The sequence below is a fragment of the Enterovibrio nigricans DSM 22720 genome (genome assembly GCF_900167155.1).
Classification (GTDB): Bacteria; Pseudomonadota; Gammaproteobacteria; order Enterobacterales; family Vibrionaceae; genus Enterovibrio; species Enterovibrio nigricans.
The window spans coordinates 62112-84957 of sequence record NZ_FUXU01000006.1 but is presented as its reverse complement, the minus strand read 5'-3'; the positions used below and the strand labels follow the sequence as shown (position 1 = coordinate 84957).

Here is a 22846-nt window from a genome sequence, read left to right as displayed (position 1 = left end):
AGCTTTCCTACTATGTTTTTTGGACGAGATAAAACCCAGCCCAAAGATTTAAACGACGTTATTTCACTTCTTAATCAATTTGAGCATTTCACCTTGGTCTCTGATTGGGCAAGCCATAAAGGTTTGGTGACACAATCGAAGAAGGGGGACATCTCTGTGACGTTCCCTTTTGCGGCAAATGCTGTTATTCAAGCACTCACAGCCTGGTTGAGTGCGAAACAAGAAGCGGGAGAGGTCATTCCTGATATCGCTATTACGTCCCGTGTTGCACCAATAAAAGCGGGTGACAAAGCCTTGCTGAAAGGTGTGAAGAACCTTCTGGTTGTCAGTTCAGCAAAAGGCGGTGTAGGCAAGTCAACAACATCGGTCAATCTTGCACTTGCTTTAAAAGCGCAGGGTGCAAAGGTAGGTATTCTTGATGCGGATATTTATGGTCCGTCCTTACCGATTATGCTCGGCACTAAGGGTAAGCAGCCCATCACCCTTGATGGAAAATTGATGGAGCCTATCGAAGCGCACGGTTTGTACAGTAATTCCATTGGATATTTAGTGCCTGACGAAAATGCCATGGTGTGGCGGGGGCCAATGGCATCAAAAGCCTTCGCGCAACTCGTGAATGAAACACGATGGCCAGATATTGATTATTTGATTGTCGATATGCCACCGGGTACAGGTGATATTCAGCTAAGTCTTGCGCAGCAATTTCCGGTGACGGCAGCCATTGTCGTAACAACACCTCAAGACCTTGCGCTAGCGGATGCTATTAAGGGCGTCGCAATGTTTGAAAAAGTCGCGGTCCCGGTACTCGGGGTTGTGGAAAACATGAGCTACCATATCTGCAGTCAATGTGGTCATCATGAAGCGATTTTTGGTCACGGCGGGGCGGTGAAAATGTCTGAGCAATTTGGGCTGTCGCTGCTTGGTCAAGTGCCTTTGCATATTCAGATCCGAGAGGATATTGATGCAGGCAAGCCGACAATGGAATCTGCGTCAGACAGTGAATTCGCGCGCATTTATACGCAAGTCGCTTTGAATGTTGCTAGTCAATTGTACTGGCGCGGAGATGTCGCTGCGGAGTCTATCGCGATCACGACAGTGAGCTGATGCGCTTATCTTTAATATCCATATAGGGTTGGACAATGCGCAATCAAAGTGATGAAACTTTCAGCATCTCACCGCTATTTGAGACTTTCATCACAAATTTAGATAGAAAGCGCGAGTTCAACTCCCTATAATCAGGCGGTTTATTTCTCGCCATATTCCCGGGTATTCATTTATGAGTGACAACAACCAATGTGTCATTATCGGTATTGCAGGAGCGTCTGCATCCGGTAAAAGTTTGATCGCCAGTACAATCTATCAAGAACTAAAAGAAAAAGTGGGCGATCACCAGATCGGTGTTATCACGGAAGACCGCTACTATCGCGACCAAGGTCACCTCAGTATGGAAGACCGCGTCAAGACGAATTACGATCACCCGCAAGCGCTTGACCACGATCTGCTGTGTAAGCACCTCAACGAGCTAATGGAAGGCAAATCAGTAGAAGTACCTCAGTACAGCTACTCAGAACATACCCGTTTGGAAGCGACCTCGACATTGACGCCGAAGAAAGTGATCATTTTAGAAGGTATTCTGCTTCTGACTGATCCTCGCCTACGTGACATCATGCACGCCAGCATTTTCATGGACACTCCTTTGGATATCTGTCTTTTGCGCCGTGTTAAACGCGACGTTGCAGAGCGTGGTCGTACGATGGAATCCGTGCTGGAACAGTATCAGAAAACGGTACGTCCAATGTTCATGCAGTTCATTGAACCGTCAAAACAATATGCAGACATCATCGTCCCACGTGGCGGTAAAAACCGAATTGCGATTGATGTGTTAAAAGCACATATTGCCAAACTGCTGAAAGCATAAGAAAAAAGCCGGACTTGAGTCCGGCTTTTTTTATGTCATTTTATCAATAATGTGACTTTATTTACCCGAGCAGTATTCTTTGATATTGGATACGCCTCGGCAATAATTGTATTCGTAATTCGATAAAATAGTCGAATACCTACTCGCCCTAGATAAGGAACTGATTACCAACATGAAAAAGCTTCTTTATGTCCTACTTGGCTTGGTGCTACTGGTTGTTATCGCCATTGGCGTTCTTGTCGCCGTCATCAACCCGAATGACTTTAAGCCGCTGATTGCTGATGAAGTGAAAAAAGCGACAGGGCGAGAATTGGTCATTGATGGCGATATCAGTTGGCATTTTTGGCCGAGCTTAGGTTTATCGGTAGAAAAGCTGGCGTTTAAAAACCCGAAAAGATTCGCCGAACCCGACATGTTGAAACTCGACAAGGCGGAAATGTCGGTTGCTGTGATGCCGCTTCTTTCTGATCAGTTGGATATCGGCATGGTGAGCTTGTACGGCGCACATGTCTTTATTCAAACCCTGCCAAACGGGACCAGCAATTTAGATGGCTTGTCAGGTGAGACAGTGCCAGCCGAAGAATCGAAATCAGGTGAAACTTCGCCTGCTACAGCCGAAACAGCATCCGCAGATACCAAGCCTGCCGCTGCATGGATAATTACCATCGGTGGATTGGACGTTGTTGATGCCAGCGCAACGGTACGTGATGACAAAGCACACACAAAGAGTGAGATCAGCTCACTTAACCTGAATATCGGTAAACTGGAAACGGGCGTTTGGGTACCTATCGATTTTGATGTGACCGGTAAGCAAAATGCGCTGGCGTTTAATGCCAAGGGCAGTGCAGAAGCCATGATTGAAAAAGACATCATGAAGTCTCAATTGCGTAAGCTTGCGCTCTCTGCCAGTGCATCAGATGCTCAAATGAAATTGGAAAACGTTAGCCTAAATGTCGATCAATTAGGCTTAGGCGTGCCAATGGCCCTGAGCTTTGAAGCAAAAGGTAATGCGAATGACATGACGTTTGATGCTAAAGGCAAAACGTCTTTGAATGTCAATGAAGCTATTTCACTGATCACGGCGACGAATTTTGAGTTAAATAGCCAGATTTCAGGTGAAGGCTTACCTCGACCAGAAATGATGATCGGATTCAACGGTGACGTTGAGTTTGACAACAATGCACAGAAAGCATCACTGACGAATATGAAAGCCTCGGTGGATGAGCTGACAGTCGACGGTGAGGCAAATGTGGTGCTGGCGGATATTCCTGCGGTGCGTTTTGATGTCCACAGTTCAAAAATCAATGTGGATGCGTTCTTGGGCAACCCTAATTCTTCTACACAAGGAGATAAGCCAGCAGGGAACAGCGAAAGTGCGGGAGAGCCGGCGACACCTTCTACGCCGCCAGCGAAGAAGCAGCCGCTGAGCGATGTAGAGCCTGATTTGTCTGCGCTTAAAGCACTGGATATCGCCGGCGTGATCACTATCGATGACTTTATTGCCAGCAATGTTCAAGTGACGGATGTGATGGCAAACTTTGCGGTTAATCGCGGTAAAGTCGCGATCAATCAGTTCGATGCAAATTTGTATGGCGGCACGATTGCTGCGAAAGGTAGCTTAGACGCATCGGTTTCTCCTGCGCGCTATCAGGTCACCAAGGGCATGAAAAATGTGAATGTTCAGCTGTTGTTGGTCGCTGCTGCGGGGCAAGATATGCTCTCGGGTAAAGGCAATATTGATGTGAATGTCAGCGGTGTGGGTCTTTCAGAAAAACGCTTGCGCAGTGGCATTACTGGCACTGTCGGTATCAATTTTGTGGATGGTGCGATTAATGGCATCAATATTCCAGAAATGATCCGTGAAGCGAAAGCAACCTTGAAAGGTAAACGTGCAGAGTACGTTGATGAAGCAAGAAAAACCGACTTTAGTGGCATGAGCGCAACCTTCAATTTGGGCAAAGGTATCGCGTCTACGCGTAATCTGAAAGTTGAAGCGCCGGCGCTGCGTGTCCACAGCGAAGGCCAAACAAACCTGCTCAACGAAACTTTGGACTTCGATGTGTTTGTGTCCGTGGTTGGCACTAGTAAAGGGCAGGGCGGCAAAGATATCGATGAGTTAAAAGACCTCACTATTCCAGTGAAGATAAACGGTACTTGGCAGGCTCCAGGGTACAAACTTGATGTGAAGGCACTGTTGTCGAGCAACAAAGTACTAGAAACAAAAGCCCGTAAGGAAGCGGAGCGAGGTTTGAAGAAACTGTTGGGTGATAAAGCTGACGATGACAAAGTTAAACAAGTCACGGATAAGTTGTTGAAAGGTTTGTTTAACTAAGTTTTTCAAACAAAAACAAAACAAAAAGAAATCCACCCTAAGGTGGATTTCTTTTGCTTATTACGCGCGTACTTTCTTCTTGGATTTCTGGTACTTTAATAAATCTTGTAACGCCGCCAATAAATCTACCGCAGAGAGAATACCGACCAGGGCATCGGTTTTATCGAGCACGGGGAGTGCACCTACGTTGTGGTTCATGATGGTTTTGTTTGCTTTAGATAAGGTTTCATAGGTGCGGCAAGTAACAACATCTTTCTCCATGACATCACCAACGGTTAAGTCGTCGGAAAGGAGATAGGGGTGCTCAATATCGGGAGCTTCATCAGCCCAATTCGGCCGTCGTAATTGTCGATCACTGATAATGCCTACCAGTTGGTCTTCTTCAACAACGGGCAAATGTCGAATGTCTTCATCCCTCATCAAAAAGTAGGCTTCTCTTACGCCCATCTGAGGCGTAATGGTGATGAGCTTTCGTGTGCCTAAAACCATTTTAAAAGCTGGGGTGTTTGGAGAGTGTTAGAAGCAAGAGCGGTAGAGAATCCTAGCTCAAGACTGAAAATTTGGAGATGATTGATGAATCGAAAAAATTTTGCACTCTGTCAATAGCTTAATCCAATGACATTTTTACATGACTTACATGCACAACATGCACAACATGCATGTATTCAAATGATCTACATGCTTCGAACGCATATCAATCAAACCCTATCAAAAACTAATCAACAAAATGACCAACATGCATGACATAACCAATGGATATGCAAAAATGTCATCACTCACCGATTGATCAACATGCACTTGATGCATGGCTTAAAAATCCACATGCACTCAATGCATGTTCTTAATGAATCGATTTCCTTGATCGTCACCATGAACCTTTCGATTTGTTCACATATGTGAATTTGAATAGATTCCCCTGCAAACGAACCAAACCATTAAGGTTAACCAGTGAGACAAGTAGGAAGAACATGGTTTAAACGCCCTGATGACCAGCAAGATCGATATAAACGATCAATCGGTCACCTAATCAATATTGCTACACATCCAGCGTTTAAGTCGTACTTTGATAAGAAACTGACAGCTAGTGATCTCAGGTTTCTGGTGTCATGTGGTGGCTTTAGTCGTCTTTCACCAAAGCAAACATATGTGTGTAAGGAAATCCTATTCAAAGCAGGGTTGCAGCCTAATCGTGATTTACCAGTTGAGTTACGGGAACTACGACGAAAGCTAACGCTTGCAAAAGTAATTCACTAAAGCATGAACAACTATCTAATCGAATACAGCCGAGTTTCAACGTCAAAGCAGATCGACAAAACCGGTTTAAAAGGTCAGCAACTATCAGACGATGAAAGGGATTTCCTTTGTAACGAATACGAGTTAACCCCATATCATGAAACCTTTTCAGATCTTGCTGTCAGTGCTTTCAAAATCAATGCTAGTGAACGTCCTAGATTCTCTAGAATCATCGAACTGCTAGATAGTGGGATAGCCTCACCTGATTCTGTATTGGTGTTGAGTAACTTGGATCGCTTGTCACGTGAGGACATCAACACAGCAGTTCACACACTGACGGGAATCATCGACAAATGTCGAATTTACATCACTCAAGAAAAACGGATTTTTGATAAGCATGATCCAAGCCTGATGACGAATTTAATGATGGCACTGATTAGCCTTTCACGTGCTAACGGTGAATCACAGGCAAAGAGTGAACGAGTGACAAAAGCAAACCTAGTCAGAATTCAAAACCACCATGACGGTGTGAAAGGTGTGAACGGTTTACCTTTGGCTATTCCGTCAGGACGTTACCCGAGTTACATCGACACAAACACAGAAACGGGTGAAATCAGCCTTAACCCGTACAAAGCAACGGTGATGAAAACAGTCATCAATATGATGCTTTCAGGTTCACCAGTGAGAGGTATTCAGGATTGGCTTGTTGTCCATCATCCTAAACTTGATTGGGGTGAAATGATGTTACGACGGATTCACACCAGAAAGGCTTTGTATGGTGAATTCAACATCACGGTTCGTGGAAAGCAGCACACACTATCTAATCATGTCCCTCCTTTGATTGATGAGGCTACGTTTTACCAATTGGTTCAGATCAGGACAGAGAATTTTAAAGCGCGAACACGAACAGAGGGTTTAATTTCTGTATTCACTGGGTTCAAGAAATCATATTGTCGTAGCTGTGGATCTCCTATGGTTACAACGGTGAGTGATGGTAAAGAGATCTTAAAGTATCGTGGTTCAAGTGACCGTAAAAACCCATGTAAGAATGTGGTTTGCTTGTTGTCTGAGTTAACAGCTTGAAAGATGTGTGACTCACCATTGCTATAATAGGTAATTGAATGCTCGTCTAAAAGGAAACGTAACAGCTCAATGTATTTGTCCGAGTTGGTTTCATCCTTTGCTAGTTCATGGTTGATGATAATGGCCTCAACCTTGAATCTAGTGTCTACATCTTTCTTGAGTGTTACCCGTTCACACTCCTTTCGTTTGTTGCCGTAGGTCAGGGTTTGAAAGTTACAGAAACGACGAACTTTAGCTATGTTAGCTTGTGAAACTGACAGTTGGATCATGTTGATTGATTTAGACGGGGTTTCATCAATGATTACATGGGAACGTGAAAGGAATGCTGCTAATGAATCCTTAAACAAGGTTGCATGAGTGATGAATACAACACCATCAAAATTACCGTCCCTATGGATTTGGTCAATTTCAGCTAGTGCAGTTTCAACATGAGGAACATGGTTCACATCAATGATTCTTACATGAGCGTCTATGTCATCGTCGCACTCAGAATACTGGTTAACAAAATTAGAATAGGTTGACCGTGAAAGGTGTTTAGTCGGTGATGCAACAATCGTTAGTTTAGGGTTAGCTTGCTGTTCTTTGAATAGCCATTTAACCATAGCTGACGTTTTACCAAATCCACACAATGCCTCATAGATTTGGATTGCCTGAGATGGGTTTGCCGAATTGGTTAAGTCGGATTGAAAGGTGTTACTCACTTAAATGTCTCATTTGTGGTTAAAAGTGGTGAATATCTTAAATACAGCCAGAAATCGAAAAAAGGCTGTTTGTGAGAATTTAAAATTAAGGATGTATCATCATATCTATTGGTTGCCCCATCCCTTTTTGTAACTCACTGATTCATCGATGGAATTAGGCATGTTTCAGCTTTGGAAAATTAGGGGATGGGATGACCTAAACAAGGGGTGTTTGAGTGAGGGAACAACCACCAGCACTTAAAGCACTATAACTTTTGTTAGTGATGATGTTTGTAGGACGTGCTTCCAGCACGTAAATCGGCCAAAGTTTACAGGCTTACGCAGTGGTATTTTCTAAAGGGGTGAGGTCATCATTGTGCTGGTGGTTTGAGTGATTGGATTGTTGAGGGGTTACCTTTCAGATAGCGACATGAAAACACCAATACCTAATCAATGTTAACTTTTGAAAGTTTAGTTGCTTGTCAGGGATATGATTTTAAAACTCGATGATGTTCAACGGTCAAGGGTGCTAGATGAATAGGTGCTTTAGCGCCGTGATGAATCAGCACATGTTTACCCTTGAGGGTTGGAGATCATGAGTTACGTATACTTTTCCCTGACAACAACAAACATCACCAACAACCATCAACTTTTTAGGATTGGTTCAGCAACGCAGTTTAGACACTCCATTCAAATGACCTCACGTAAACCCTAGTGCATGTTTCAAACTATCCAGTGTGAGAAGTCATTTTCATGTAGTGCCACAACTTAAAGCAAAAGCAGTCTTTTTGATTGGGTCAGTGAAACTCATTAAAAATAAGGGTCAGAAGGCTATCAGCAAACGGTTTCGTTAGCTCACAGTGACGTTTTAGCACCTAACAACGATAAATCACCTTACTAAATCCCTACATCGTCTCAAATCGTCGTACAGAGCGTATTTTCTTTTAGTGTAATCGCTCAACTGGTGCAATCCACTAACACACTAGCTTTCTAGGTTGGCTTTCCTGCTGTCTTACAAACGAACTCAACAACAAACCTCTTACTTGCTGGTGGATTTCATCGGGTGAGTGATAGCCCTTTCAAGCTGTAACTTTGTTAGCGAACTTTTGGTGTCATGTAGTCTGATACTTTTCCTGGCATCCTATGTCTTCTCCTCTTTAATCGTCTCACTTTAAAACCTACAAAAAGTAAGGGTGAAATGTTGAGATCAAGGACACAGAAACTTGCTGGCGATAGCGAAAGTGCGTAACGAAATATTTAACTCTGAACGTTTGCAACGCTATCATTTGCAGTCATCTCCAAATCGCCTGCATTTTCAGGCCGTTTAGGCTAATAACAATAAGTAATCATGGGAAGCGTTAATGGATTCGATCTCTCAAGCTGCTCTTGGCGCGGCGGTAGCGGGCTTAGTTGCGGGCAAACGTTGCTCGCCAAAGATACTTCTAGCCGGTGCTGCGTTAGGGACGCTGCCTGATTTAGACGTATTTTTAGACTACGGTGATCCAATCTCGAACATGATTGAGCACCGAGGTTTTAGCCACTCTTTGTTTGTTCTGATCCCGTTTGCCACGGTTTTGGCCATACTCTGGAAGCGATTTGTCGCGGAATCTTGGCCGCTTTGGCAACTGTGGTTGCTCATCACTGCTGCGTTGGTGACACATCCTATTCTTGACTCTTTTACAACCTATGGCACGCAGCTATTCTGGCCTTTAAACACGCCGCCTGTTGCGATATCTAGCATTTTTATTATCGATCCCCTCTACACCATCCCCTTGCTCATTCCTGTATTAGCCGCATTTATTTGGCGTAGTAGGGCGGCAAAACTCTGCGGAATTGGTCTTACGATGTCTACGTTGTATTTGGGGTGGTCGCTGGTGGCGATGGGGATGATCCAAGACCGTGTTGAAGAAAACCTGGCGGGTACGCACCTTGAAGGGCAGCCAGTATTTGTTGCCCCAACCCCTCTGAATACGGTGCTTTGGCGGATTGTCGTGTTAGATGGAGATAAGTACTGGGAAGGGTTAGCTTCTCTGAAGGATGAGGATCCGAATATCGATTGGATGCCGATGGCCCGTGGTGAGTGGCCTTTTCCTGTGAATCCGACACGTCTTGTTGATTTCGAATATTTCACGAAGGGTTTTGTGCGATACCAACAAGAAGGGAATGTCCTGACCGTGACAGACTTACGACTGGGTATGGCAATGTACCAACCGTTTAAATTTATCGTGGCGGAAATGGGTGAAGATAATATCTGGCAAATGGTGGAGCCCAAGCAAGTCGATCCGGGACCTGTGCTTCCAAGGCAGATTCCCGCATTGTGGATGCGACTTCTCGGTTGGCAAAGCATTGATGCCATGCTTTGCAATGAGCATGATTGCTTCCGAGATTAGTGATAAAGGGCTCTCTGAAGAAGAGCCCTTTCCTTTTGCTATAGAATTACCAATCAATGCCTTTGCGAACTTTCACACCTGCTTCGAAAGCGTGTTTCACGTTTCGTACTTCCGACACGGTATCTGCCATGTCTGTCAATGTGCGGTGTGCGGCGCGACCGGTAATGATAACGGATTGCTCGCTCGGACGATTTTCCAGCGCAGTCACGACATCATCAAGCTCAACATAGCCATACGTCACCATATAGGTCATCTCATCGAGTAGTACGACATCGTAGCTAGAGTCGGCCAGCATGCGCTTACATTCTTGCCATACCTCTTGAGCCGCACGGGTATCGCCGTCTTTATCTTGTGTATCCCATGTAAAGCCAGTAGCCATAACATGAAACTCGACGCCGCATTTTTGCAGTAAGTTACGCTCGCCACACTCCCATGTGCCTTTAATGAATTGAGCGACGCCGCATTTTTGTCCATGACCCGTAGCACGAGTGATCACACCAAAACCTGATGTGGATTTTCCTTTCCCATTGCCTGTGATCACCAACAAAAGGCCTTTTTCTATTTGTGCGACAGCGACACGTTCATCTACTTGCTCTTTGACTTTTTGTTGGCGGGCTTTGTAGCGTTCGTTGCTCATTCTTGAATCCTATAATTCAACTGGCTGATTCCTTTGTGCCGTATTCGTGAATGGACACCAACATACCAAAACCATTTTTTATTGGAAGCGCGAACCGAAAGTAAATTTGCGTCAGCCGCCGGGGAATCAGACAAATCATGGTGCTACAGAAAACAGTCTGATAGATTGGCAGTAACAGCATGGAATAATCAGTCTCAAAGACAGGACGTCGACCACTATGAAAACGCACAAAGCAACAAAAATCTTTGTGGTTTGCATGGGTAACATTTGTCGCTCACCCACAGGTGAGGCGGTGCTGAGGCAGAAAGCAGCCGATCGAGGGATTGATGTGATTATCGACTCAGCGGGCACCATTGGGTATCACGAAGGTGCGAAACCAGACTCGCGAAGTCGCGCTGCCGGAGAAGCGCGTGGTTATGATTTTTCTGGCATTTATTCTCGTCCCGTCGTATCAGACGATTTTGAGCACTTTGATATGATTTTGGCCGCAGATAAAGCCAATCTTGCGGACCTTCTTGATAACTGCCCGAAACAGTACCGACATAAAGTGTCACTGTTTTTAAGCCATGGCGATGTCACGCTGGAAGAGATTCCAGATCCGTATTTTGGCCGTGGTCAAGGCTTTGAGCAGGTGCTGGATTTAATCGAAGAGGCCAGCGACAGTATTCTGGATAAATGCCAGTAAGCGCTCAAATTTCTCTGCTATTTGATAGTCAGCAATGTGCTGGCTTTATTTTTTCTTCCCTACATTTGCTAAACACTGAGCAAACTCACGGTATAACGCTTGTTTAAAATAGTTTGCTCTTATAAATTTAAGATCTATAGCTGCCATTTTAGTTTGAGGTAAGGGATTGAAACTTCAACAGCTCAAATATCTTAAAGCGATAAAGGACAATAATCTGAACGTGTCCGCTGCTTCACAATCGCTTTTTACAACGCAACCAGGTGTCAGCAAGCAAGTTGGGTTGCTTGAAAAAGAGCTGGGTGTTCGTATCTTCGAACGCCGAGGCAAGAACCTGAGCGGGATCACGCCGATTGGTGAGCGTATTCTCGAACAAGTCGAACGTATGCTGGCGCTGGAGCAGAAAATTAAAGCGTTGGCGAGCGAGCATTTGGACCCAAGTGTCGGCACGTTGAATATTTATACCACGCATACCATCGCACGCTATTTACTGCCCAACAGCGTGTCGTACTTCACCCGTAAATACCCGAATATCAATTTTCATTTGCATCCTACTTTGCCACTCCAAACAAAAGGGGTGATCAGCAAAGGGCATTCTGATTTTTCGATTGTTGCACATGATGTGGGTTTAGATAACGATCTGATTGTCTTACCTGCTTATCGATGGACGCTTGGTTTGGTTGTGCCTGAAGATCACCCGCTGGCAGAGGTATCAAAACCTACACTGAGGCAGTTAGCAGAATATCCCATTTTGAGTTACGAACCGGGCGCTACGGGTCGGCGTACGCAAGACGAAGCGTTTGAGCGAGAAGGGATTTCGCCAAATTATTTCATGACAGTAATGGATGCTGACGTGATAAAACGTTACGTACAGCTAGGCTTTGGTATTGGCATAGTGTCTTCCCTTGCGGCGAAAGACATTAAAAACACGGGTCTGACCTATATAAACCTTGATCACTTGTTTGAGCCGTCCAACGCATGGATTTGTTTCTCAAAAGACATTCTTCTGCAAAATTACATGTATGACTTCTTGATGTCTTTTTCGCCACACTTGACGAAAACCTTGATGGAAAATGTATTGATGCAGAATAGCAGTGAGAAAGTTGGCTCGCTGTTTGAAGGGTTAGAGCTACCCGTATACTAAATGTATTTTGTCGATAAATTAAAACGCCAGCACATCGCTGGCGTTTTTCATTGACGTCATTGGTTGTCGTTTTCTGGTGGCGTGCGAATCACCCTACCTTGATTGTTATTTACCTCGGGATGATCAACCAGCAAGTGTTTCCTGATTGCTGGTGGGACAGCTTCATTCTCCGGATGATGATGGTGATAAATCGGTGTTTTTGGGCGATAAACATGATGTGGCCGTTCACCGTCCAGAACCGAATCAGGAATACGTTTCCCTATAATAATTTCGATTGCCGTCATAGGATCTGATTCGTCAATCTCTACGACTTCAGTGTCCTGCGTTTCTTCTGCGGCATGGAGTGAAAAGCTAAGCCCTCCTAAAACCAGCGGCAGACATAACAGCGTCCAAAGACGGACTGATTTGGGGTTCAGAACTGCAAAATGCATCGTTCCCTCCTAGGCCATAGAGCCATTGTCACTGTTGTCTCGGGCAGCTAAGAAGCCATAGAAAATGTAACCAAACAGTGTCAGGATTGCGCCGTAGAATACGGCTGACTGACCGCAGGCGTAGACACCATAGATACTGTAAACCACCGCAAGCGTACCGATGACAGCACCTGTCTGGTATTCCTTTTTACTGACTTTCTTCTTGCGAAGAATGACTTCTAGACCCGTGAGCGACAAGATGTAAGGCACCATGTTGATAAACACAGCAAGATTGAGCAGCACGTTAAATTGATTCACCAAGTTTGGCGAGATGGTCATGATAGCAAGTATCAATTCCAGCCCCAGCATGATCAGCATGCCTTTGATGGGTGCATCGGCTTTGTTGACTTCGCCAAAGACTTTCGGAAACAGCTTGATGTCTGCGGCTGCTTTAGAAACTTGTGCATTTGTGAATTGCCAGCCCAGCAGTGAACCAATACAAGCGATAACCGCAAGCGCCGTAATGACGCTACCCACGGTCTCGTTAAACATATAGGTATATACAAGGCCGAAAGGGGCATCTGATTTCGCAAGCTCAGCATTGGGGATGATCCCCTGAATCACGGACGTCGATGCTATGTAAACGATGGCTGTGAAGCTTGTGGCGAGCATACATGCCAAGGGAACGTTCTTTTCGGGGTTTTCAACGGCCCCCGAGTTTGCCCCCGCAGACTCAATCCCAAGGAAAGCCCACAGCGTGAGTGCGATACCAGAAGAAATCGCGGTGATATTGGTATCTTGGTGAGGATTCCACGCTTCTGCAAACACGTCTGGTTTAAACCAGAACCAACCTGCGATAGAAAGACCCACAACCGGAATGATGATACCCCACACCGTAATTGCTGATATTTGCCCCGTGATTTTTGGTCCCCAAAAATTGGCTACCATGGTGACAACGAGTATTGCCACAACAGCGATAAAGGTGTGAATGGGGGTGGTTTTTATCCAAGGGAAAAAGGGTACTAAATAGCCTGCTGCGGATACGGCGATCGCAACCGCACTGATCACTAGACAGACATAGTAAGTGTAGGAAGCAATAAAAAATGAGGACTTTCCGTGCGCCTCATTGGCGTACGCTGACATCCCCCCGTCTTTGTTACAGTACATCCCGCACTTGGCAAATGCATAGGCGATACACATTGCACCAATCGCGGTAACTATCCATGAGAGCAGCGAAATTGCCCCGGTTTGAGCCAAACTAGCAGGCAGCATGATGATGCCTGACCCCATCATATTGACCGTCACGATAGTCGTGAGGCCAACCAATCCCATTTTATTTCCTGATGCCATGTTTATTCTCCACCGCCTTGGGCTTAATTTGAAATGCGGAAATGAGTTTCTTCCATGCGCTGTCTTTAAAGAGCATATAAGTATTGCGCCAAAAGGTGACATTTTGCGTGCTACATCAAAATGCACGCACCGTCGAACTCAAAATAGATGTTCAAGAGAGGGCGGTTTGATTCGTTTACAAGACAGTCTGATAGATAAAAAGCGACATTTAGAACTGAGTGCTGATCACTTGGATTATCGCCAGTTGGGAAAATCAGATTTTTTTTCATAGTTGCTCTTTTGCGACTTTGCGTTGCTATGCTCTCTTCTATGGTGAATGAGTCTCAACAAACATTTGAGCAATCTCTTCTTCATGTACAGTGCTGGGGTAGGCTATGAAAACCTATGGAAAGAAATTTAATGTTCTGATTCTGGAAGAGGCCCACAGAGAGGGCATGGTTGGCAATGCGATTGAAAGATTGATTGCCGAACTCGAAGAGGGCGGGGCGAGGGTGATGGTAGCGAACAGTTATGATGACTGTTACTCCATGATTTTCACTAACACGGCGTTAGATTGCTTGATGTTGACGTCGGCAATGAGTGGTTCGCAAGCCGAAGAGAACGATCGCTTTTTCGTGCTTATCGACAAGTTGAATCGCCGCCAGCAAGGTGTTCCCGTTTTCCTTTTAGCAGAACGAAAAAAAATCACGTTGCACGTTACCAAAGAAATGATGGAAAAGGTGGATGAGTTCGCCTGGATCCTTGAAGACACGCCTGATTTCATCGCAGGTCGTGCGATTGCAGCAATGACGCGTTATCGCAACCAGTTACTTCCGCCTCTGATGTCTGCATTAATGAAATATGATGATATTCACGAGTACTCTTGGGCGGCACCAGGGCACCAAGGTGGTGTTGGCTTTACGAAAACGCCAGCGGGGCAGCGATTTTATAATTATTACGGTGAAGGTATTTTCCGCACCGATATGGGGATTGAGCGCGGCAGTTTAGGTTCACTGCTCGACCATACTGGGTCATTTGGTGAAAGCGAGCGATATGCCGCTAAAGTGTTCGGTGCGCATCAATCGTATTCATTGGTGACAGGTACATCGGGCTCAAACCGCACCATAATGTCTGCGTGTATGAATGAAAATGATCTCGTTATCTGTGATCGGAATTGTCACAAATCCATTGAGCAGGGATTGATGCTGTCTGGCTCGCGCCCTATTTATTTGGTTCCGACCCGTAACCGGTATGGCATCATCGGACCCATCTACCCAGACCAACTGTCTAAACCTGTTCTTGATAAACGAGCGAAAGAGTATTCATTAACCAAAGACTATGCCGATCAGCGTGCCGTTTACGCGGTGTTGACTAACTGTACCTATGATGGTCTTTGCTATAACGCAAAACGAGCGCAGGATATCTTAGCCGAAAGCAGTGATCGCATTCACTTTGATGAAGCTTGGTATGGTTATGCGCGTTTCAATCCTATCTATGAAAACCACTTTGCGATGCGCGGCGATCCAGTAGACGATCCTGATGGTCCAACAGTATTTGCCACTCACTCCACACACAAATTGCTGAATGCGCTTTCTCAAGCATCGTGGCTTCATGTCCGGAATGGGAAAGGCGCGATCAGCTACGAGCGCTTTAATCAGGCGTACATGATGCATGCAACAACATCGCCGCTTTATGCGATCAGTGCCTCGAACGATATTGCGGTTTCTCAGATGGCGGGTAATCGCGGTCACTCACTGACGCTGGAAGTGATCCGTGAAGCCGTTGATTTCCGTCAGGCGATGGGACGTTTGAATCGCGAGTACACGGAAAAGGGTGATTGGTTCTTCACCCCGTGGAATGCAGAAGTAGTGAAAGATCCCGCCACCGGGCAGTCTTATGCGTTCGAAGACGCGCCAGCAGACCTGCTCTGTGAAAGTCAGGATGCATGGGTGATGCACCCTGGTGATAAATGGCATGGCTTTGAAGACATGCCCGCAGACTGGTGTATGCTCGACCCTATTAAGGTCAGTATTCTGGCACCAGGTATGGGGGATGATGGTCATCTACTCGATACAGGTGTTCCAGCCGCACTGGTAACCTTGTACCTTGGTCGTTTTGGTATTGTGCCAACCCGTACCACTGACTTCCAAGTAATGTTCCTCTTCTCCATGGGTATCACCAAAGGTAAGTGGGCAACTTTGGTAAATACGCTAATGGCCTTTAAGCGCCACTACGATAACAATACGCCATTGGTTGACGCGTTACCTGATCTTGTCGCTGACTTCCCTGATGCTTATGGCAATTTGGGCCTTAAAGATCTGGGTGACAAAATCTTTGCTTACCTTAAAAAACATAATCCGGGTGAAGTATTGAATGCGGCTTATGAGATGCTGCCTGACGCGGTGATGACGCCACGCGCTGCGTTCCAAGCAATTGTTGCCGATAACGTAGAAATGGTGCCATCTCACCAGCTGGTGGGGCGAGTCGCCGCGAACGCGGTTATCCCGTACCCCCCGGGTATTCCGATGCTTATGTCCGGTGAAAGCTTTGGTGATGAAAGCAGTCCGCAGATCAAATATCTCAAGAGCCTCGAAGTGTGGGATGACGAATTCCCAGGCTTTGAGAAGGAGACAGAAGGGACGGAATTGCATGGTGGCATCTATCACGTGATGTGTGTGAAAAACGTGTAATGATTACTGATTGACGAAGCAAAAGAAAAGGCCGGAGAATACTCCGGCCTTTTATGTTTAGGGGGAATGACGCTTGTTTTACGAGCAAGCAATACGCGTGAAGATTTGCGCGCCGATAAGCAGGAAATCGTCATCTACGTAGTAAGGGCTTGAGTGCAGGTAGTTACAGATGCCCGCCTCAGCGTTGCCACTGCCCAGGAAGAACATCGCGCCTTTCTGGTTTTCTGCTGCATTCACCATCAAGCTGAAATCTTCAGAGCCTGTCATTGGTTTACCGTGAGGGTCCAGACGGTCAGCAGGAACGGTTGCTTGTGCAGCCTCAATAACGCGCTGGTAAGCGTCTGGGTGGTTAATTACCGCAGGGTAACCTTCACACACCATGGTGGTTTTGAAGCCACGGATTTCACTTTCTTTTACAAACGTGCCGAAGCTGTCTTTCAGGATTTGGTCAGTTTCCGCATCCATTGCACGGATGGTGCCGCGAGCTTGTGCGTAATCAGGCACAGCGTTTGGAATGCTACCGCCGTTGAACATGCCGCAACCGAATACAGCAGGGCTGAATGGGTTAGTGCGCTTAGCAACGATGTAGTCCATGTCCATGATGATACGGCTTGCTTCACGAATCGCATCCATCCCTTTTTGAGGGGTAGATCCGTGCGCAGATACGCCGTGAACATCCAGCGTCCACGCAGAACCGTAAGAAGACATAATGCCGTTGTTGATTTTCACCATGCCGTATTCCAGCGCGGCATCATTGTGCAGTGCATACACTTCCGCAACGCCTTCCATACAACCCAGCTCAACCATTTTGCTTGCGCCAGGGATACGCATGTCTTCTTCTGCCATTTGGAACACAAAGCGAACGTTATGCTTAAGCTCGCCTTGGTTTTCTGACAGGTACTTTGCTGTGGTCAGAATGATAGCCATATGGGTATCGTGGCCACAGTTATGTGAACGACCGTCGTGGGAAGAACGGTAATCGTTCTCTGTCATGTCTTGCATTTCCAGTGCATCCATATCAGCACGGAAAGCGACACGGTTCCACTCTGGGTTCACGGTCAAATCTGCGATAAAGCCAGTGAAACCTTCGTAGGTAGTCAGCGAGTAACCCATTTCGGTCATCAGCGTCTGACAATACGCAGAGGTTTTGAACTCTTCGCCAGATACTTCAGGGATCTGGTGTAGATCGCGACGAGTCTTGATGCTGAACGCGTGCAGACCCAGCAGTTTACTGTCTAGGTTAAAATTGCCGTACTTCGCAGACATTTAGATAATCCCTTTCATTTGGAAACCGATTTGGGCAACGATTGATGCGCCAAAGAAACAGCTGGTTGCAACAATCAGGAAGATTACGATCACTTTCCAAGACATCTTCTTCAGTTCTTCCATCTGGCCGCCGACAGACAGACCTGCGAATGCCAACAGAGGGACACACACTGACAGGAACTGGATTTTACCCACAGATTCCAGGAAGTAAGCGCGAATTGGCGTGTCAGGCAGGCAGATCAAAATACCGATGATGGTTGCGTACGCGAATGTAGGCAAAGAAGAAGGAATGAACTTCTTAGCTACCAGTGACAGGAAAACGATCACTGACATTGCGATAAAGCTGTTTACCATCTCTAGTGGTGCTGTACCGTTTGTCAGGAATTGGGTAAAACCGGCCAGTACAATCGCAAGCGACACTAGCTTCATGTCGTTAAAAATGGCTTTCATGGCTTATTTACCTTTGTTACAGATTTTGTAGATGAATTCAGCCAGTGGCAGACCCAAGAAGGTCAGCGACAGAGCGCCCAGTACAGAAGACAGCAGGTTAGATGCAGCAGCAATACTCAGAACTTGCTTTGCCATCTCAGGATCCAGACCTGATACCAGTGCGCCTGATGCTGCGCTTAGCATCGAGCCGGAACCTACACCAGAACCTGCGGCCAGTGCCAAAGGGTGAAGACCGGTTAGCGGTGCGATACTGCCAAGAACGGAGAACCAAAGGGTACCAACGACAGAACCACACAGGTAGATAGCCAGTACGCCAACGTACTCAGGGCTGCCTGTGCCAAATTTGCCTTGAATAACTGCGATTGAAGGCTCACGGCTGATAGAAGAACATGCGCCAATCGTCTTGCGGCCGAATCCAAACTTCACTGCCAAAGGAACAGCAACAAGGATAGGAAGAAGGTTACCCAGCTCTTGAAGCAGCAATGGAACGCCCGCGTCGATAATCATTTCTAGGTTAGGAATGATCATGCCCGCGTATTGGGTACCGAGAACCAAAAGGCAGTAGCCGACCATTTTTCCGCAGAAGCCTTCTTCTTTCTCAGTGAAGATTTTGCCCCATGCTTTAACTTTGTTTTTGGTCCAGTTAACAGAAAGAACCATGCCGAACATTACTGCGAACAGCATTGGAAGGATGGAAATGGTGGCAAAGCCCAAGTCGATTTTTTGGGTGCCAATAATAAATTGTGAAACGAAAATCAGCGCTGATACTGCGATAACACTCGTCATCACGATACGCGCTTGTCCGCCTTTGTTCTCTACGTTAGTCATACTTATTCATCAAGTAAATGTGGAATCCAGGGCGATTATAGGGAGAGTTGAAAAGCGAAACGTGAATGAGATCAATTGTTGCATCCGGTATCTAGATGAAAACTAAATATGATATTCCCATATGGAATTAAGGGTTATTGGGCGGTAAAAAAGTCGCGAAGCACGTGTGAACTGTGTTGCTGAAAGGGCGTGAAAAGTAACAAGTGTAACCGACGGGATTATCTCATTTAACAACGGTGTTAAGGTTGAAAATAAACCCGGCACGGTGGCCGGGTTGTTGTAAAGCCTGAAAGCTATTTAACGGGTGGGCATTGCAGCATCATAGCGCTAGCATTGTTCAAACTCTCTCTGAGGCTGATACCAACTTTCCAACCCTTTTTGTAGCTGGGCTGCCGCTTGCATCGGTGTGAGTTGACCAGACATTACGCCTACGCTGGTTTCCCACACTTCCAACTCTAGATTCGGTTCTCCGCGAGAAAGTACTTGTGCAGTATTGCGAATGGTTGAATCGCATGTATCGCGCCAAGACATCATTTCCTGAGCAATCGGATCGTTAATATCAAAGAAATGGTTGGACAGCGAAAAGAAGCCTGAGATTTCATTTGTCAGCAACTCGGCAAATTCGGCAGTAGTCATCCATTTCAAGAACAAATCGGCTGCTTCTGAGTTTTTGGTATGTGAGTAGATACCCATGCCCAAGTCGGTGTGATCGGTGAAATAGCAGGCATCACCTTTCTTTTCGACAGGGGGGGGAATACGCCCATATTTACATTACCTTTGAAGGTCATGATATCCCAAGAGCCGGCAGGATAGACTGCAGCTTTACCTTCGGTAAACAACGAACCTGCGTCGGCATAACTGCGCTGGTCAAAGTCCTCGCCCATATAGCTTGCCCACTTTTTCAGCTCGCTGAATGTTTGGTAGTACGGTTCGCTGTCGATGCGTTCTGAGCCTTTTACAAGGGCTTCTCGGCCATCTTCCCCTTTCCAGTATGTCGGACCAATGTTTTGGAAGCCCATGGTAGCGGACTCCCATTTGTCTTTCGTGCCCATTGCCAGCGGTACATACCCCTGACGTTTGGCTTTTTCCAATACCCAGTAGAAATCTGCCTTGGTGACCGGTTCGTTAACGCCGATTTCTTTGAAAATATCTTTGTTATAGAAAAAACCATGGATCACTGACGCCATCGGCAAACAGAATGTCTGTGCGCCTGAATCGGTTTGCCACGGTGCTTGCGCAAAACTTGGGAAGTTTTCCATGCCTTCCATTTCGGTCACTTCTTTTAAAAGTCCGCGCTGGAAAAGACCCAGAGCGCCATCAAAAGGGCGACAGGCGATCAAGTCACCCGCAGTACCTTCGGCGAAGCGTTTTTCCATATCGTCATTCCATTTGGACGCGTCCATGTCCGGTGGTGAGCGATATTCCACCTTGATATCAGGGTAGTGCTTATTAAAAGCGGGAATGATTTTTTCATTCCACACTTTGTCGTCACTGCGCCAAGAATCAATAACCAGCGTGCTTTGCGCATTGACAAAAGAAGACACGGCCAACGTCACCGCTGCCAACGGCAGGAGGAAAGTATTTTTCATGTTCAGATCCTTACACGCGGAAGTTAGAAATCAGGTTTTGTTGCTCTTGAGCCAATGTTGCTAAAGCATCACTGCTTGACGCTGACTCCCGTGCATCTTTCTCTGCTTCATAAGCGACATGCGCGATACCGTTGATATGTTCAGCAACTTCGTGGCTGACTTTAATTTGCTCTTCCGTTGCTTGCGCGACATGAACAGCCATGTCTTGAATCGCCTCCATTCGGGATACGATGTCTTGCAAGGTTTGGTCTGTCATGCGGGTTTGATTTAGACAGTCTTCCATCTGCTTTTGGCTTGCGCTCATGGTATCCGCCATGCGGGACGCATTGCCTTGCAGATTGTTGATCATTTGCTGGATTTCTTCCGTCGACTTTTGCGTGCGCGTCGCCAGTGCACGCACTTCATCTGCAACAACCGCGAAACCACGGCCGTGTGCACCAGCACGTGCCGCTTCAATGGCTGCATTCAACGCTAATAGGTTAGTTTGTTCAGCAATCTCTTGAATAACATGAAGAATTGAGCCGATATTTGAAGAATATTGGTTCAATTGCTGAGTGTTTGATACCGCTTCTTCAATGTTTCCTGACAGTTGCTCGGTCAACTGACGACTACGAGAAACCTGAGAACGTCCGCTGTTCGCCGCTTGGTTTGTGCTTTCCACTTCTGCCACGGTCATTTCGGTTGAACGAGAAATTTCCTTCGCACTCACTTCCATTTCTGAAATAGCGGCGGCGACTTGGTCTGTGCGTGATTTCTGATCTTCGACACGCGACATGGCACTGTCGCTGACGGCAGCTGCTCTACCTGCTTCATCGAGAAGGTGTTGTGCGCCATCACCGAATTTCGCCAGGGTTTGAGACATGGTGCTGGCAAGCATGTCGATAGAGCGGCTTAGTTCACCAAACTCATCATTGGTGTTGTAATTTGTGCGAGTACGCATGTCACCCGCCGTCATCTTGTCGAGTACGGTATTGATAAGCGCCAACGGTTTTTGGATGCTTCGCGTTGTCGTAAAGCCGACCCAAATACTGATTGCCGCAGCAAATGAGGTCATCACGATGACATACAAGAACGCTTCACTAACTGCCGTTTCAGCTGCTGAACGACTCGTTTGAGCAAGATGCTGCGCGTAATCAGCAAATCCTTGAAGCTGCTCTTGGATGCGATCCATTTGTTCGCTGGTTTCCCGGTTCTCACGTTGCAGTGACTGATTGATACGTTGCTGCTGTGTCAGTACGTCAAGCAAACCGCCGTCACCCAGCGTCAATGATTCAACTTTCTTCAGGTTGCGCGAATAGCGTGCTTTTACATCGTCTTCTACCGAAATGAGCGCAAGGCGTTTGAACGCAATTTCGATGTCTTTGGACAATACCGCACGTAGCTTGGCTAAGTCAGTGTCTTGATTTGCGCGACGAAGCAGTTTCAAGTCACGGGCGATACCACTGGTTATCAGCTCCGCACGATTGTGTAGAGAACGCTTTACCGATGCTTTCTGAAGTAAGAGGTTAGCCGCCCACTGGTAGGTATCTTCGAGGCGAAGAAATTTAAGGTCTAAGGCTTGTTGTTGCTCAACCAATTCGAGAGAGCGTTGCTGCATATCAATCAGCTCTGCGGCTTGCCCATAGTAAGTTGAAGACGTTTGGTAGATAGCGCGAAGCTGTTGACGTTCTTCATCAAGAACTGCATTTCTTTCTGCTTGGTTTAATGTTTGAAAAAAACGTTGCTTTTGATCGTCAAAGTGATCGTCAATCACATTCAGCTTTTCAATGTCACGATGGAAGGTATTCACCAGTAAGTTGGTGCGCATCAATTGGGTGATTAGATTACCGGATGCGACAACCATCGGGGTAGATTGGTCAGTGATTTGTTCAACTTTACTTTGTAATGTTTTCGCATTGAACAGGCTGACACTGCTGAGTAGAGCCATTAGTACGAAGACTAATGCAAAACCAGCGATGGTTCTTTGTACGACGGACAACTTCATTGTTCTCTCACTCTTACGGCAGTCTTGGAGGAGACTAAAAAGGTCTGTTCGGCTTCAAAAATTCATGACTAAAAATAAGTCGGAGAGCCAATAGGGAAATAAGCCAAGAATTTTGACATCAATCGATGTTATCGGCACTCAATGTGACATTCTTTAATAAAAAATTGTTACATCAAGCACAATTTAATTCGCGGCAAAAAT

General features: G+C 46.1%; 18 protein-coding genes. 8 read left to right on the top strand and 10 right to left on the bottom strand.

Features of this window, described 5'->3' with window-relative positions; all coding sequences use genetic code 11:
• Positions 1-12 precede the first annotated feature (12 nt).
• From apbC to B5D35_RS03965, 3 genes are all read left to right on the top strand, one after another.
• Positions 13-1104, top strand: a complete 1092-nt coding sequence (apbC, locus tag B5D35_RS03975; protein ID WP_078751301.1) for an iron-sulfur cluster carrier protein ApbC — start codon at positions 13-15, stop codon at positions 1102-1104.
• A 172-nt stretch (positions 1105-1276) separates the two neighbouring features.
• On the top strand, positions 1277-1918 hold the full coding sequence (gene udk / locus B5D35_RS03970; protein WP_078751300.1) for a uridine kinase: 642 nt from the start codon (positions 1277-1279) through the stop codon (positions 1916-1918).
• A gap of 172 nt (positions 1919-2090) precedes the next feature.
• A complete protein-coding gene (locus tag B5D35_RS03965) occupies positions 2091-4250 on the top strand; it encodes an AsmA family protein (RefSeq protein WP_078751299.1) in 2160 nt (719 codons plus the stop codon).
• 60 nt (positions 4251-4310) lie between these two features.
• On the opposite strand, the gene B5D35_RS03960 is transcribed toward B5D35_RS03965, so the two are convergent.
• Positions 4311-4739, bottom strand: coding sequence for a CBS domain-containing protein (locus B5D35_RS03960; protein ID WP_078751298.1), 429 nt, complete (start codon positions 4737-4739; stop codon positions 4311-4313).
• A 768-nt stretch (positions 4740-5507) separates the two neighbouring features.
• Here B5D35_RS03960 and B5D35_RS03955 point away from each other — a divergent pair.
• The gene (locus B5D35_RS03955) at positions 5508-6566 is read left to right on the top strand and encodes a recombinase family protein (RefSeq protein ID WP_078751297.1); all 1059 of its coding nucleotides are present in this window, start codon (positions 5508-5510) and stop codon (positions 6564-6566) included.
• Positions 6567-8607: 2041 nt separating this feature from the next.
• The gene (locus tag B5D35_RS03950; RefSeq protein ID WP_078751296.1) at positions 8608-9636 is read left to right on the top strand and encodes a metal-dependent hydrolase; all 1029 of its coding nucleotides are present in this window, start codon (positions 8608-8610) and stop codon (positions 9634-9636) included.
• A gap of 46 nt (positions 9637-9682) precedes the next feature.
• Here B5D35_RS03950 and cobO read toward each other — a convergent pair whose 3' ends face one another.
• On the bottom strand, positions 9683-10273 hold the full coding sequence (gene cobO / locus B5D35_RS03945; RefSeq protein ID WP_078751295.1) for a cob(I)yrinic acid a,c-diamide adenosyltransferase: 591 nt from the start codon (positions 10271-10273) through the stop codon (positions 9683-9685).
• A gap of 217 nt (positions 10274-10490) precedes the next feature.
• Between cobO and B5D35_RS03940 the strand changes: the two genes are divergently transcribed.
• Complete coding sequence (locus tag B5D35_RS03940) at positions 10491-10958, top strand: low molecular weight protein-tyrosine-phosphatase (protein WP_078751294.1); 468 nt, start codon at positions 10491-10493, stop codon at positions 10956-10958.
• Between the two features lie 166 nt (positions 10959-11124).
• Positions 11125-12099 (top strand): LysR substrate-binding domain-containing protein, encoded by a 975-nt coding sequence (locus tag B5D35_RS03935; RefSeq protein ID WP_078751293.1) that lies wholly within the window; start codon positions 11125-11127, stop codon positions 12097-12099.
• Positions 12100-12155: 56 nt separating this feature from the next.
• Here B5D35_RS03935 and B5D35_RS03930 read toward each other — a convergent pair whose 3' ends face one another.
• Complete coding sequence (locus B5D35_RS03930; RefSeq protein ID WP_078751292.1) at positions 12156-12530, bottom strand: hypothetical protein; 375 nt, start codon at positions 12528-12530, stop codon at positions 12156-12158.
• A 9-nt stretch (positions 12531-12539) separates the two neighbouring features.
• Positions 12540-13859 carry a putrescine-ornithine antiporter gene (gene potE / locus B5D35_RS03925; RefSeq protein ID WP_078751291.1) on the bottom strand — a complete coding sequence of 440 codons (1320 nt, stop codon included), beginning with the start codon at positions 13857-13859 and terminating at the stop codon, positions 12540-12542.
• Positions 13860-14233: 374 nt separating this feature from the next.
• On the opposite strand from potE, the gene adiA reads away from it, so the two are divergent.
• Positions 14234-16528: an arginine decarboxylase gene (adiA, locus tag B5D35_RS03920; RefSeq protein ID WP_078751290.1), complete on the top strand. Its 2295-nt coding sequence runs from the start codon at positions 14234-14236 to the stop codon at positions 16526-16528.
• 78 nt (positions 16529-16606) lie between these two features.
• Here the strand turns inward: adiA and B5D35_RS03915 are convergent, their stop codons facing one another.
• The 6 genes from B5D35_RS03915 to B5D35_RS03895 form a co-directional block, all read right to left on the bottom strand.
• On the bottom strand, positions 16607-17794 hold the full coding sequence (locus B5D35_RS03915; RefSeq protein ID WP_078751289.1) for a M20 metallopeptidase family protein: 1188 nt from the start codon (positions 17792-17794) through the stop codon (positions 16607-16609).
• Positions 17795-18244, bottom strand: a complete 450-nt coding sequence (locus B5D35_RS03910; RefSeq protein WP_078751288.1) for a hypothetical protein — start codon at positions 18242-18244, stop codon at positions 17795-17797.
• A 3-nt stretch (positions 18245-18247) separates the two neighbouring features.
• Positions 18248-19072: a DUF3100 domain-containing protein gene (locus B5D35_RS03905; protein ID WP_078751287.1), complete on the bottom strand. Its 825-nt coding sequence runs from the start codon at positions 19070-19072 to the stop codon at positions 18248-18250.
• Positions 19073-19399: 327 nt separating this feature from the next.
• Entirely contained in the window at positions 19400-19708 is a 309-nt protein-coding gene (locus tag B5D35_RS24755) for a hypothetical protein (protein WP_244556501.1), read from the bottom strand.
• A 5-nt stretch (positions 19709-19713) separates the two neighbouring features.
• The gene (locus B5D35_RS03900; RefSeq protein WP_244556500.1) at positions 19714-20661 is read right to left on the bottom strand and encodes an ABC transporter substrate-binding protein; all 948 of its coding nucleotides are present in this window, start codon (positions 20659-20661) and stop codon (positions 19714-19716) included.
• A gap of 10 nt (positions 20662-20671) precedes the next feature.
• Positions 20672-22645, bottom strand: coding sequence for a methyl-accepting chemotaxis protein (locus B5D35_RS03895; protein ID WP_078751286.1), 1974 nt, complete (start codon positions 22643-22645; stop codon positions 20672-20674).
• Positions 22646-22846 lie beyond the last annotated feature (201 nt).

Excerpts from the sequence above, each read along its gene's own strand:
- B5D35_RS03915 (WP_078751289.1), bottom strand. The coding sequence starts at position 17,794 with ATGTCTGCGAAGTACGGCAATTTTAACCTAGACAGTAAACTGCTGGGT.
- B5D35_RS03940 (WP_078751294.1), top strand. The coding sequence starts at position 10,491 with ATGAAAACGCACAAAGCAACAAAAATCTTTGTGGTTTGCATGGGTAAC.
- B5D35_RS03950 (WP_078751296.1), top strand. The coding sequence starts at position 8,608 with ATGGATTCGATCTCTCAAGCTGCTCTTGGCGCGGCGGTAGCGGGCTTA.
- B5D35_RS03930 (WP_078751292.1), bottom strand. The coding sequence starts at position 12,530 with ATGCATTTTGCAGTTCTGAACCCCAAATCAGTCCGTCTTTGGACGCTG.
- cobO (WP_078751295.1), bottom strand. The coding sequence starts at position 10,273 with ATGAGCAACGAACGCTACAAAGCCCGCCAACAAAAAGTCAAAGAGCAA.
- B5D35_RS03895 (WP_078751286.1), bottom strand. The coding sequence starts at position 22,645 with ATGAAGTTGTCCGTCGTACAAAGAACCATCGCTGGTTTTGCATTAGTC.
- B5D35_RS03960 (WP_078751298.1), bottom strand. The coding sequence starts at position 4,739 with ATGGTTTTAGGCACACGAAAGCTCATCACCATTACGCCTCAGATGGGC.
- udk (WP_078751300.1), top strand. The coding sequence starts at position 1,277 with ATGAGTGACAACAACCAATGTGTCATTATCGGTATTGCAGGAGCGTCT.
- B5D35_RS24755 (WP_244556501.1), bottom strand. The coding sequence starts at position 19,708 with ATGACTACTGCCGAATTTGCCGAGTTGCTGACAAATGAAATCTCAGGC.
- potE (WP_078751291.1), bottom strand. The coding sequence starts at position 13,859 with ATGGCATCAGGAAATAAAATGGGATTGGTTGGCCTCACGACTATCGTG.
- B5D35_RS03905 (WP_078751287.1), bottom strand. The coding sequence starts at position 19,072 with ATGACTAACGTAGAGAACAAAGGCGGACAAGCGCGTATCGTGATGACG.
- B5D35_RS03965 (WP_078751299.1), top strand. The coding sequence starts at position 2,091 with ATGAAAAAGCTTCTTTATGTCCTACTTGGCTTGGTGCTACTGGTTGTT.
- B5D35_RS03900 (WP_244556500.1), bottom strand. The coding sequence starts at position 20,661 with ATGAAAAATACTTTCCTCCTGCCGTTGGCAGCGGTGACGTTGGCCGTG.
- B5D35_RS03955 (WP_078751297.1), top strand. The coding sequence starts at position 5,508 with ATGAACAACTATCTAATCGAATACAGCCGAGTTTCAACGTCAAAGCAG.
- adiA (WP_078751290.1), top strand. The coding sequence starts at position 14,234 with ATGAAAACCTATGGAAAGAAATTTAATGTTCTGATTCTGGAAGAGGCC.
- apbC (WP_078751301.1), top strand. The coding sequence starts at position 13 with ATGTTTTTTGGACGAGATAAAACCCAGCCCAAAGATTTAAACGACGTT.
- B5D35_RS03910 (WP_078751288.1), bottom strand. The coding sequence starts at position 18,244 with ATGAAAGCCATTTTTAACGACATGAAGCTAGTGTCGCTTGCGATTGTA.